The sequence below is a fragment of the Maribacter sp. R86514 genome, from assembly GCF_044597005.1.
Classification (GTDB): Bacteria; Bacteroidota; Bacteroidia; order Flavobacteriales; family Flavobacteriaceae; genus Maribacter.
The window spans coordinates 2,169,869-2,183,299 of the sequence record NZ_CP138999.1; the positions used below are offsets into that span (position 1 = coordinate 2,169,869).

Consider the following 13,431-nt stretch of genomic DNA (forward strand, 5'->3'; position numbering starts at 1 on the left):
GTGTTTTGCAATGCCTCTATTATATTTTTAATATCTTTATTGTTCAACAAAAGAACTCTCCCCAGTCTTTTAGCAATTTTCTTTATTAATCAAAATAAGTTTTAGAAAATGAAAAGACCATTTAACCTCATCTGTAAATTTTTATGCGTATTTACCATTTTAGCCGCTTTAGGTTGTAATGAACAAACCAATGAAAAACCAAAGAACCCTATTCAAGATGACAAAAAAACGGTAAAACCTCCAAATGAAATTATAGACATATCAGAGGCTAAAAGCATGTACGAATCATACGAAAAAAGAAGAGTGCCTTTAATTCAACAGTACGAAGATTCAATAAATACGGAAAAAGGCATCGAAAAAGAATTCGATGTGGGTAGGTTTGTGTACTACGACTACAAAACAATTAAGCAGTACTTAGCTTATATAGAACAAGAGGCCGCAGATGCAAATGTAGAAATCTCGACATTAAGACTGTACTACTCCAATTACCCAGATGAAGAAGTTTTTCCTAATTCAGAGACTCCCATTAAACACCCCAGACAGAACAGCCTAATGTTATCACCCACCTTTAATGATGGTAAACGCGATGTTCTCTTTTACATTTCACAAGGTACTGAAGGCAAGCAAGCAATACCTATGAACAATAGTTTTGAAGACATAGATGGATATGGAAATACTGAAGAAAGAAATACCAAAACATATGCATCATTTGCACCAAATTTAAACAACACTAATGTTGCACCCGCTGTATTACAAGGAAGAGAAAGTCTAACACTGAATAGAGGCACAGGTGTGCCCCCACCAAAAAATCAATAAAGGCTCAACAAAAAAATAGACGATTAAGCTATGCTGCAGTATATTTTAGATAATTATTTCATCTTACTCTATTTTATAGCGCTGGTTTTATCCGTTATCAAGTATAGACTGTACTATGACACGGTATTAAAGTATTTGCCAATTATTCTAGGCTATGTTCTAATGTCTGAAATATTAGGTGCGATCGTAAGAGATATAGATGATATACAATTGGTTTATATACCAGAATACTATAACTACAATACTATAATTTTCAACATTTTTGACATCGTATTTTTCCTATACTTTTTCTATATTTTTTATCAATTATCCGATAAACCTATAAATAAGATTATAATTAAATACGGAAGTATTGTTTTCTTGATTTCTTGTCTAGTAAATTTATTTTATCAAGATTTTTATACCCAACCCCAAAACTATGCAATTATAGTTGGAGCAATTATATTAATATTTGCATGCTTGACTTATCTATATAAGATTTTTACAGAAGAGCAAAAATTCGTTCCTAGAAGAAATCTTCTATTTTGGATTAGTATAGGCTTATTGTTTTTTTACACTTACTATCCTATCTCCATGTATATCTTATCATTCAATTATGATTTATACAGTATGTATAACATTACAAAATATCATTACGCCTGTATATCAGTTTTATATAGCTGTTTTATTATCGGTTTCATATCCATGAGACGATTACGACTACCGATAAAACAAACGGAATAAATATTCTCACAATAAAAAAAGCCTTCCATAATTGGAAGGCTTTAAAATATTATAATAGCAGAAATTTACAATGCAGCTACGTGCTTTGCCAATTTACTTTTTAAGTTGGCAGCTTTGTTATCATGTATAATATTACGTTTAGCTAAACGATCAATCATACTAACAACACTTGGAAAAAGAGCCTCTGCATCTTTCTTAGATTCTTCTGCACGTAATCTCTTAATAGCATTACGTGTAGTTTTATGCTGATATCTGTTACGTAAACGAACTGCTTCGTTTCTTCTAATTCTCTTTAATGCCGACTTGTGATTTGCCATTTTATTCTTTGTTATAATATTTTCGGATTTACATCCATTTAATTTTGTAGTCCGTAGGGGAATCGAACCCCTGTTACCAGGATGAAAACCTGGCGTCCTAACCCCTAGACGAACGGACCATTATGTCAATACTTGGAAATACATCCAACGGTTTAATTAGTAGTCCGTAGGGGAATCGAACCCCTGTTACCAGGATGAAAACCTGGCGTCCTAACCCCTAGACGAACGGACCATACTTTGCGCAATTGCGGATGCAAAAATACAAATATTTTTCACTATCGCAACACCTCTTTATTATTTTTTAAAAAAATTAATACGCTTTAGCAAATAACACCCTTTTATTAGACGGTTTGCCTGTTACCATACATGTGCCATCTTCCTCCTTTGCATCTATGGGAATGCAACGTATAGTTGCCTTTGTCTCATTTTTAACACGTTCTTCGGACTCTTTACTACCGTCCCAATGTGCAGAAATAAATCCGCCTTTTTCTTTTAAAACTTTTTTAAATTCATCATAAGAATCTACCTCAGTAATATGATTAGTTCTATAATCCAGTGCTTTTTGGTACATATTCTTCTGAATATCTTCCATTAAAAATTCAATTTTAGCCACTACATCTGTCGCCGCAACAGTCTCTTTTTGCAAAGTATCTCTTCTTGCCAGTTCATATGTGCCATTTTCAAGGTCTCTAGGACCAATAGCCAACCTTACCGGAACACCTCGCAATTCGTACTCATTAAATTTAAAACCTGGCTTATGGGTATCTCTATTATCGAATTTTACTGAAATACCTTTTGCTCTTAATTCTTTAACTAAGGGATTAACCGTTTCAGAAATTTTATCCAACTGATCCAATCCTTTATATATAGGCACGATCACAACTTGTATTGGCGCTAATTTTGGAGGAATAACCAACCCGTTATCATCACTATGCGTCATGATCAACGCTCCCATCAATCTGGTTGACACTCCCCAAGAAGTTGCCCAAACATATTCTTTACCACCTTCTTTAGTTGCAAATTTTACATCAAAGGCTTTTGCAAAATTCTGCCCCAAAAAGTGAGAAGTACCAGCTTGCAATGCCTTACCATCTTGCATTAATGCTTCAATACAGTAGGTTTCAATAGCGCCTGCAAAACGTTCGCTTTCTGTTTTAGTACCTTTTATTACCGGTACTGCCATATGGTTTTCTGCAAAATCGGCATAAACGTTCATCATTTGTTCCGCCTCTTCAATTGCTTCCTTTTCGGTAGCATGTGCCGTATGGCCTTCTTGCCATAAAAACTCTGCCGTTCTTAAGAATAATCTTGTACGCATTTCCCAACGAACAACATTTGCCCATTGATTAATAAGTAGCGGTAAATCCCTATAAGATTGAATCCATTTCTTATAAGTATCCCAAATGATGGTTTCAGAAGTAGGTCTTACAATAAGCTCCTCCTCTAATTTAGCATCTGGATCAACTATAATGCCGCTTCCATCTTCTGCATTTTTTAATCTGTAATGTGTAACCACAGCGCACTCTTTGGCAAAACCTTCCACATGGCTTGCCTCTTTACTCAAATATGATTTTGGTATAAACAACGGAAAATAGGCATTTTCATGACCAGTTTCTTTAAACATCTTATCTAAACCAGCTTGCATTTTTTCCCAAATACCGTAACCATATGGTTTTATAACCATACAACCCCTTACACCAGAGTTTTCGGCTAAATCTGCCTTAACTACTAATTCGTTATACCACTTGGAATAATCTTCGCTTCTCTTCGTCAACTTTTTACTCATTATCTGGACTTTGGCACAAAATTTGTGATTATTGCTATGTAATAATTGGGTAAAACTAGTTATTTTTAATATGTTCAACAATATAATTTTGATCCGATGATATATTCACTACCCTACAACAAACTTCGCAACATAACAATGTTGGTGACCCTGGCTGCTTTTGTAGCATCTTGTGGTTCTTACCAACAATCATCTTATTATGACAATGATGGTATTTATTCTGATGATACCCCAACCACTGTAGAAAGAAGACCTGAACAAAGAAATTACACGCAGAATAATCCTGAATCTGACACTTACACCAACTATTTTGGCGAAAAAGCCAGTCAATATGGTGAAATTTTAGATGAAGAAATATTTACCGATGTAGATTCTTATTCCAGCAACAATCTTGATGCTGAAGTTCAAGATGATCAATTGACAGATTACTATGCCAATGCAAATGATTATGAAGGCTATGGAAGCTGGGGCGATAATAATGCCGATGTAAGTATTAACATTCATAATAATGGCTGGAACAATTGGGGTTTCGGCAACCTTTATGGGTGGGGTTGGAACAATGTAGGTTATCCTGGATTTTATGGAGCCGGATGGGGTCAACCTTGGGGTTGGAATAGATGGAATAGATGGAACAACTGGGGTTATGGCGGTTTCGGTTTTGGATGGAACAACTGGGGATATGGTTGGAACAACTGGGGGTTTGGCTGGAACAGACCTTTTTATGGTAACAACTTCGGATATGCTTATGGCTACGGTTACGGTAATAGATATTACAATAGACAATATGCGGTTAACAATTCTAGAAGAGGAAATTACACAAGACAGACCGTTAACAATACAAGACTTTCTTCTACAGCGGCAAGAGGTCGTTCAAATGTGAATACTAGAGGTAGTTCATCAAGGTACCGAACTACAAATGGTAGATCAACAACAGGTAGAAGTTCTGCCAATACACGTAGCTCAAGAACATACTCGGGTAATTCCACAACAAGAAGAACCGTTGGGGTAGATCAAAACAGAGCCTATAGAACAAGTAGAAGCACAAGAGCAACACCTAGATATAGCGGTAGTTCAAGGAGTAATAGTAGCAGATATAGTAGTAGCCCTAGAACCAATAGTTCTAGAACAGCAAGATCTAGTAGCAGAGTTGCGGTACCAAGAACATCTACATACCGAAATTCAGGTAGCAGTTCTAGAAGTTATTCTTCTGGCAGAAGCTCTAGTGGGTCGAGCAGCAGATCTTACCGTAGTTCTGGAAGAAGCTCTAGAAACAGTAACTATAGTTCAGGAAGAAGCAGTTCTCGTAGTAGCAGCTACAGCTCAGGAAGAAGTAGTTCTAGAAGTTCGAGTAGTGGGTCTTCATCAAGATCTTCTGGATCCTCAAGAAGTGGAGGAAGAAGAAACTAAAGTTGAACATTTATTCTAATTGAAAAATTAATATGAAAAAATATATAACGTTCGTAGCACTAATGGCATGCGCCATAAGTAGTGCACAAAACATAAATGAAGCTTTACGCTACGGTACAGAAAACCTTCAAGGTACCGCTCGCTTTCAAGCAATGGGCGGAGCATTTGGCGCCCTTGGTGGCGATATGTCCTCTTTAAACATTAACCCAGCTGGTTCAGCGGTATTCAACAATAGCCTATTCACCATCACAGGATCTAACTACCATACAAATAATGATGCCCGTTACTTTGGTGATGCCCTAATAACAAAGAATAACGACATTGAATTAAATCAAATAGGTGGTGCATTTGTATTTAAAAACACCGATGCTAATTCTGATTGGAAAAAATTCACATTGGCTTTTAATTATGACTTGGTCAATAATTTTGACAATGAATATTATGTTTCAGGTAATTCTACTGAAGGTATTGATACTTATTTTTTAGAGTACGCGGGTGGTACACCTTTTGGGTCTATTTTATTACAAGATGGCGAATTTTTAGAAGAAGCATATTTAGATATTGGTGCAGCTCAAGGTTTTAGAGACCAGCAAACATTTTTAGGATACTATGGTGGCATTCTCGACCCAGAGACTGAAGATGACAACAACACAAATTACATCAGTAATTCTCTCTATGACTTTGTTGACCAAGATTTTCTAAGAAGAACTGCCGGATACAATAGTAAGTTTACCGTTAACGTTGCTTCTCAATACAAAGAGAACATTTATATGGGTGCCTCTTTAAATTTTCACAGTGTTCTATATACTCAATATGATCAATTTTCAGAAGATGGTTATGAAACAAATTCTGAAATTACCAGAACAACGTTCGATAATTATTTAGAAACGGAAGGTAACGGATTCTCGTTCACCTTAGGCGCAATTGCCAAATTGAACGATAACGTACGTTTAGGCGGTAGCTATCAGTCACCGACATGGTATCGCTTGGAGGATAATACTTCGCAACGTGTAAATTCTGATTTAGCAGATGAAGATATTAATTTCATCAACTTTACTATTGTAAACCTTTTCGAAGAATACACGGTTAAAACACCTAGTAAGCTTACAGGTAGTTTAGCTGTAATATTCGCAAAAGATGGTTTATTAAGTTTCGATTATGGATATCAAGATTTCTCACAATCTGAATTACGCCCTACAAATGACCCAAGCTTCCAAACAGTGAACTCAGAAATTGCGAGTGATTTAGGAGCCGTTTCTACTTTTAGACTTGGCGGTGAGTACAGAATTCAGCAAGTAAGCCTACGAGCAGGATACCGTTTTGAACAGAGTCCGTATGCGAATGGAAATACAATTGGAGATCTAAATGCCATTTCCGGTGGTATTGGGTATAACTTTGGCGGCAGCAAATTAGATTTTTCCCTAAGTCGTTCTCAACAAGATGTAAGCGAAAGATTATTCAATGCCGGTATTACAACACCCGCAATGATTGATAGAGGAATTATGAATGCTACCTTAAGTTATACGATTAACTTTTAAGACAAAAAGCAAATACATTTACATAAAAAAAAGGGAGCGTTAAGCTCCCTTTTTTTTTGTTTATCTCTTTAATGTAAAATGTGTCTTTCGAGTTTTAGCTACCAATAGATCATCTTCCATTTCTCCATATTCAAACCTGAACCAATAATCTGTAGATGGCATTTGCTGTCCGTTAAAATTACCGTCCCACGTATCCGTTGGTCCTAATTGTTTCAACAACTTACCGTACCTGTCAAAAATAAATACAACAGGATCACTTAGTGTTTCAATACCTAAAATATTCCATGTATCATTAACACTATCACCATTAGGAGTGAAAAATTTTGGATACCCAACTACTAAAAATTCAATAGGATCCGTAATTCCACATCCATTTTTATCGTTAATTACAACCGTATTTACTCCTGGAGGCACATTCATAAAAACAGCATTATCTTGAAATACCCCATTATTAATTGCATATTCATAATCGCCATCGCCCTCAACAAAAAACTCAATATTATTTTGATCGGGATCAATGGAAAGATTAGTATCCAAAGTTTCTACTCGTTCTAAAACAGGAGTACCAAAAAAGGTAATTAAAACTCCGCTTTCATCAGCAACTCTTGGCGGCGAACCGGTTATTGTAGTAATCGATGCAAAATAGCGACCAGAATTAGGACTGGCAATTACCAACTCAGCACCAAAATCACCCGTACCGGTAAGCGTATCATCAACCACACCGTCATCTTCATAATCTACCGTCCATTCTACACTGGCAATATCTGCCCCTGCAGGTGAATTTAAAGCACTAATAGTAATTGGATCATCACCTTCACAAGCAATAATATCCAAGCCTAAGAACTCATCTCTCAATGTACAATCTAAAGCGGTGTCTTGATCATCATTTACTGAGCTACCCGTAAAGGTCAACATAAATGGTTCAGGATCTCCAGTAAAATTATCTGCAAAATTATTTATCAATATGTAATAAATCTCACCAGGCACTACATCTAAATACTCATCATATGTATTCTGACTACCTGTTAAAGATGCACGACCTTCTTCCCCACTTTCCGGGTTAACTCCTAATCCGGTAAAGTTTGTATCGTTAACTTCATAATTACAACGTATTGGTTGCGCCGTACCATTACTAATATCCGCACAATCAACATCTGGTCCGTAAACCGCAAAATCCCATTCTCCGGTAGGTGTAGATCCAGTAGAAGGTAAAGCCTCAATATCAAAACCGACTTGACCGCCAGTACCCGCTCTAAATACAAACCATGAAGTATTAAACTCGATATTTGCCGATGAAAGACTTCCTTTTTCCAGACACCCAGTTTGCAGTATTACATCTGGGTCAAAATCATCTACATCTCCTGTTCCACCAGCAAGACCCATAATAGGTTGATCGGCACAAACAGGAATAGCTGTTCTACAATCGGCTGAATTCTGTGCAGTTACATTCCAACAAAAAAGAAACAAACAGCATATAGAACAAAAAAGTGTTCTCATAAAAGTGTAACTAAGTTAGTATACGTGATGTATATTATAACTACACACAACTTGCTTTAGTATCTTACAACAGATATTCTTGCGTTTAATCGATAAAATGCACTCATCAAGCCTAAAAAACAGGCTTAGCGCTTTAAAGTAAAATGATTATTAATGTATGATGCGTCTGTATCTTCACCTAAAGAATTGGTGTAAGAAAGCTTGAACCAATAGTCAGATTCCGGCAATAACGTACCATTAAAAGAACCGTTCCAACCACTGGAGTTTTCAAATATCTGATGCAATAATTTACCGTAACGATCATAAATAGTAATTACAGGATTATCTAAAGCAGATAGACCATCAACTTTCCAAACATCATTTACGTTATCTCCATTGGGAGTAAAGAACTTTGGAAAACCAACTACCACAATATCCCTAGTATCAGACCCACAACCATTAACATCTCGAACCGTAATGGTATGCTCTCCAGGAAACAAATTATTGAACACCCCACTACGCTGTGGCGCATCATTATCTACTTGAAACTCAAAATCACCGCTTTCTTCTAAGAAAACATTGACCACATTAGAAGCATCATCTTCATATTCTATAGTAATATCTGAAATTACCGGCGGACTAGAAAAAACCACGTTAACAGAACGTACGGTAATACACTGTATCAAACCTTCTATATTTGTTACAGATAATGTATACACACCAGGCTCAGCAACAGTAATCAATGACGATGTTTGACCAGAGCTCCATTCATATGTAAAATCATTATCGGGTATGCGTTGCCCAATAGTTACAATCGGTTCATCGCCACAAATAAACACCTCTGTTTCAAAATCTAGAACAGGAAGTTCAATTCCGTTAATATCAAAAGTTTCAGAAGCATCAAAACACATAGAATTTTCTATCGATGTCGTTCTAACGTATATAGTCTGTAAAACCTCTGTTGGTATAAATTCTTTTGAAAGTGCGTTTGCGCCGTCAATTGCATCTTCAAAGCTTTCATGATAAGAAACCCTAAAATCTAAGGGACTCTGATCCCCTAAGGCTTCGGCATCTTTTACATTAAAATCGATAGCCGTACCATCTAAACAAGCAGTCTCATCTTCTAATTCAAAAGTTTCAGGAGTAGGTGCATAAGCAACTTGGGTTTCGCTAATTAAATTATTTTCTAATGGCATAACTACCAAAACACGGTACATCCCAGAAACTGCTGTAGAAAGTTGTGCATCAGTTTCACCTGGTATAAGTTGATAACCTGCGCCAGCATCTAAATACCATTCATAGTCTTCCGCATCAACAGTTGTTGCATCTAAAACTATGGTTTCATTATCGCAAGCGATAACTGGCGGACCTAATAAATTGTCTATAATATTACAATCTAACGCCGTATTTGGAAACTCCACAAAAATGTTCCCAGAAAACTGAATAGAAAAACCAGAGTTATTATTACTGAAGTTATTGATCATGAGCAGGTACTCTTCTCCTGGTACTACATCTAACCAATCATCATACTGTATGTTATCTATACCTGTAGGATCCTCACCTACCCCTATATAACTGCTATCATCAGAATTATCAAAATAATTACATCGAACAGGCTCTCCTAAGGAAGAACAATCACTTGTTCTATATAAGGCAAAATCCCAATCCTCAGTAGTATCAAATCCGATATTAAAACCAAGTTGACCTATCTCACCGATTTTAAACTTATACCAGGCAGAATTGGTTTCAATAGTACCACTACCCTGATTTATGCATCCAGAAATTGTAGCGCCGTTAAAATCGTCAATACCGTAACCATTGGTACCACCATTTACAGGAGTATTATAGCAAATAGGAACCGCATTCGAGCAGTCGGCAGCTACTTGTGCGAAACAAGTGAACATGCCAAAAAAGCAAATTAACAAAGTAGATATAACGTACTTAGCCATAGGGGACTTCTGATTTGGAAAAATAAAAATAACCAGAGCTTAACGTTATGGCTAATTAATGTTGTGTAATGCCTGTTATTCGTTATAAAGTGGCACATATTGTATATCTTTGCAGCTTCTAAAAGATTGATAAAATGAAAATTGAGGATACACTGGAAGATCAATTTGATGAATTAGGAAACGATCATATTTCCTCGTCAGAAGATACTCCATTACGTTCAGACGCCTTTGATCTGGATGATGCCGAAAAGATTGAACGCATTCGCGATAATGTACGTGAAATCATGTTAACGTTAGGTTTAGATCTAACCGATGACAGCTTAAAAGGAACTCCGAACAGAGTTGCTAAAATGTATGTAAATGAAATATTCGGTGGTTTAAACCCTGCCAAAAAACCTAAAGCTTCTACTTTTGATAACAAGTACAAGTATGGGGAAATGTTGGTTGAAAAGAATATCACCCTTTACAGCACTTGCGAGCATCATTTGTTACCTATTGTAGGTCGTGCTCATGTTGCCTATATTTCTAACGGTACTGTTGTAGGTCTTTCTAAAATGAACCGTATTGTTGATTATTATGCAAAACGCCCTCAAGTTCAAGAGCGTTTAAATATTCAAATTGTAAGAGAATTACAAAAAGCTTTAGGCACTGAAGATGTTGCTTGTGTTATAGATGCAAAACATCTTTGTGTAAATTCTAGAGGAATTCGCGATATTGACAGTAGCACCGTAACTGCAGAATATGGTGGTAAGTTTAAAGAAGAATTAGTACGCCGCGAGTTTTTAAACTACCTTAATTTAGATACCCATTTTTAATAGCATATAGCTTCATGCAATTATACGAAAGTCAAGAAATCAAAGTATATAATTCCCTAACCGGAAAGAAAGAAGTTTTCAAACCCATAAACGAGGGCCATATAGGCATGTATGTTTGTGGACCGACCGTGTACAGCAATGTACATTTAGGAAACTGCCGAACTTTCATGTCTTTTGATATGATTTTTAGATACTTTAGACATCTTGGCTACAAAGTAAGATATGCACGTAACATTACAGATGCAGGTCATTTGGTAGATGATGCGGAAGATGGCGAAGATAAAATTGCGAAAAAAGCACGATTAGAAAAGTTGGAACCTATGGAAGTGGTGCAGCGCTACACTGTAGATTTCCATAATATTTTAGAGAAATTTAATTTCTTACCTCCGAGTATAGAACCTACGGCAACTGGTCATATTATAGAGCAGATTGAAATTATCAAGGACATTCTTGAAAAAGGATTTGCTTATGAAACCAATGGCTCTGTATATTTTGATGTTGCCAAGTTTAACCAAGAACACGAATACGGTAAACTAAGTGGTCGTAAGCTTGAAGACATGATTGCCAACACTCGTGATCTTGCAGCTCAAGACGACAAGCATAATCCGCAAGATTTTGCCTTATGGAAAAAAGCAGAACCACAGCATATTATGCGTTGGCCATCGCCATGGGGCGACGGTTTCCCAGGATGGCATTTAGAATGTACTGCCATGAGTACAAAATACTTGGGCGAAACATTTGATATTCATGGAGGTGGAATGGACTTAAAATTTCCACACCACGAATGTGAAATTGCACAAGCAGAAGCTTGCAATGGTCAAAGCCCCGTAAATTATTGGTTACATGCCAATATGCTGACCTTGAACGGTAGAAAAATGGCAAAATCTACGGGTAATAGTATTTTACCTGGAGAAATATTTTCAGGTGAAAATGAAATTTTAAGTAAGCCTTTCTCGCCTTCAATGGTTCGTTTCTTTATGATGCAGGCACACTATACCAGCATTTTAGATATGAGTAATGATGCCTTATTGGCATCTGAAAAAGGGTTCAATAAGTTGATGGAAGCTATCAATTCCCTTAAATCATTAAATACCGGCAAGACTACCGATTTTGATATTACGACTTGGAAAGCATCTTGTTATGCTGCCATGAACGATGATTTTAATTCACCAATACTAATTGCGAAATTATTTGATGCCGTTAAGCATATTAACCTTATCAAGGAAGGCACTGAATCTATTACCCCAGAAGACAAACTAGAATTAGAAAGCACTTTACATGGTTTCGTTTTTGATGTTTTAGGTTTAGAAAACAAAAGTAGTTCTGATGCCGATACAGAAAAATTAGGTGGTGTTGTAGAACTATTGATCGAATTACGTAAATCAGCTAGAGAAAACAAAGATTTTGCTACATCTGACCAAATACGTGATCAATTGGCGGCACTAGGTATTCAATTGAAAGACGGTAAAGAAGGTACTACGTATAGCCTTTAATCTAAATATTTAGATTTGTGAATTTTAGACTGGTATTCACCAGGTGCTAGGTGTTGCCTAGTTTTAAAAACCCTGTTAAAGTAAGACCTGCTCTCAAATCCGCAATCTAGATAGACATCTTTAATACTACGCTTTGGATCCTGCAATAAACCCACAGCTAGTTTTATACGCTCGTTATTTATAAACTCTACCGGAGAAATACCCAATTCTAACTTAAAGGTCCTGTAAAAATGTGAAGGACTCATACATGCTAACCTACTTAGGTCATCTACACTTAAAGACTTGTGTACATTATCTCTAATGTAGCGTATAACTTCAGTAAGTCTACTTTCTTTTTTAATGGACAAAGTTGCGTTACTGTATATTTTACGCTCATTGGTCTGCAAGATTCTAATGATAAGTTCACGTAACATGTTATCTACAAATATGTCTTTGGATGGATGATCTTCAGAAAACAAAAACAAGAGGCGCTGAATAATTTGAAATATTCCCCTATCATTCACAAAATGAAAATTATAGTCCATTAAACCCCATGCCTCTTTATTACTCTTGGGCATATTCTCATTCATAAACTGTAATACCTTGTGTATTTTATCTTCTGAAATAGCCATTGCCAAACATCTAGTTGGGTTCTTTGCCATAGCTTCGGGAAAATCTATACACATTCCTTCATTTGCAGGTAAAACTAAAGACTCTCCCGGCAAAAAATCAAATGATTCATAATCTCTTAGGTGCATAATTTTCTTTCCCTGTATCATACTTGCCAATACAGGTTGCTCAAATTGCAATAATACACTTGCTGCCTGCTCATGTGTTTCAAAAACATGCATAGCGGCATTGTTCATAGTATAAGAAGTTTGGTTCTCGACCAAAGTCTCTAAACGCCTTCCATTAAAGAAATTATCTGATAACTGAATCACATTAATTTTGATTTAATTTTAAGGAATTTACAAAATTATATACTTAAAAAAATCATAAAATGAATTTTTGATAGAATAGTTCACATTATTCGTAGTATCCTTCAGATGAATTGAATATGTGAGAAGTACATTTAGAATATCGTATTGGCACTACCAATACGACAAGACTTCTATTATTAACTTAAATCATA

Annotated in this window: 10 protein-coding genes and 2 tRNA genes; 5 read left to right on the plus strand and 7 right to left on the minus strand. The window is 36.1% G+C overall.

The features are described from left to right. The first annotated feature begins 108 nt into the window (after positions 1-108). Complete coding sequence (locus SJY30_RS09470; RefSeq protein ID WP_396631980.1) at positions 109-816, plus strand: hypothetical protein; 708 nt, start codon at positions 109-111, stop codon at positions 814-816. 788 nt (positions 817-1,604) lie between these two features. On the opposite strand, the gene rpsT is transcribed toward SJY30_RS09470, so the two are convergent. The 4 genes from rpsT to proS form a co-directional block, all read right to left on the minus strand. Then, complete coding sequence (rpsT, locus tag SJY30_RS09475) at positions 1,605-1,856, minus strand: 30S ribosomal protein S20 (RefSeq protein WP_036152561.1); 252 nt, start codon at positions 1,854-1,856, stop codon at positions 1,605-1,607. A gap of 47 nt (positions 1,857-1,903) precedes the next feature. Next, positions 1,904-1,975, minus strand: a tRNA-Glu gene (locus SJY30_RS09480). 41 nt (positions 1,976-2,016) lie between these two features. Further along, positions 2,017-2,088, minus strand: a tRNA-Glu gene (locus SJY30_RS09485). A 78-nt stretch (positions 2,089-2,166) separates the two neighbouring features. Then, positions 2,167-3,642: a proline--tRNA ligase gene (gene proS, locus SJY30_RS09490; RefSeq protein WP_396631981.1), complete on the minus strand. Its 1,476-nt coding sequence runs from the start codon at positions 3,640-3,642 to the stop codon at positions 2,167-2,169. A 96-nt stretch (positions 3,643-3,738) separates the two neighbouring features. Between proS and SJY30_RS09495 the strand changes: the two genes are divergently transcribed. Together SJY30_RS09495 and SJY30_RS09500 are read left to right on the plus strand one after the other, a co-directional pair. Further along, complete coding sequence (locus SJY30_RS09495; protein ID WP_396631982.1) at positions 3,739-5,049, plus strand: hypothetical protein; 1,311 nt, start codon at positions 3,739-3,741, stop codon at positions 5,047-5,049. Positions 5,050-5,081: 32 nt separating this feature from the next. Further along, the gene (locus SJY30_RS09500) at positions 5,082-6,587 is read left to right on the plus strand and encodes an OmpP1/FadL family transporter (RefSeq protein WP_396631983.1); all 1,506 of its coding nucleotides are present in this window, start codon (positions 5,082-5,084) and stop codon (positions 6,585-6,587) included. Positions 6,588-6,647: 60 nt separating this feature from the next. Here SJY30_RS09500 and SJY30_RS09505 read toward each other — a convergent pair whose 3' ends face one another. Further along, the gene (locus SJY30_RS09505; protein WP_396631984.1) at positions 6,648-8,084 is read right to left on the minus strand and encodes a T9SS type B sorting domain-containing protein; all 1,437 of its coding nucleotides are present in this window, start codon (positions 8,082-8,084) and stop codon (positions 6,648-6,650) included. A 125-nt stretch (positions 8,085-8,209) separates the two neighbouring features. After that, positions 8,210-10,012, minus strand: a complete 1,803-nt coding sequence (locus SJY30_RS09510) for a T9SS type B sorting domain-containing protein (protein ID WP_396631985.1) — start codon at positions 10,010-10,012, stop codon at positions 8,210-8,212. Between the two features lie 134 nt (positions 10,013-10,146). Between SJY30_RS09510 and folE the strand changes: the two genes are divergently transcribed. After that, positions 10,147-10,827, plus strand: a complete 681-nt coding sequence (gene folE, locus SJY30_RS09515) for a GTP cyclohydrolase I FolE (protein WP_396631986.1) — start codon at positions 10,147-10,149, stop codon at positions 10,825-10,827. Between the two features lie 14 nt (positions 10,828-10,841). Further along, positions 10,842-12,320, plus strand: a complete 1,479-nt coding sequence (gene cysS, locus SJY30_RS09520; RefSeq protein ID WP_396631987.1) for a cysteine--tRNA ligase — start codon at positions 10,842-10,844, stop codon at positions 12,318-12,320. Here the strand turns inward: cysS and SJY30_RS09525 are convergent. Beyond that, entirely contained in the window at positions 12,317-13,240 is a 924-nt protein-coding gene (locus tag SJY30_RS09525) for an AraC family transcriptional regulator N-terminal domain-containing protein (protein ID WP_396631988.1), read from the minus strand. The two genes, cysS and SJY30_RS09525, sit on opposite strands and share 4 nt — an antisense overlap. Positions 13,241-13,431: the final 191 nt, after the last annotated feature.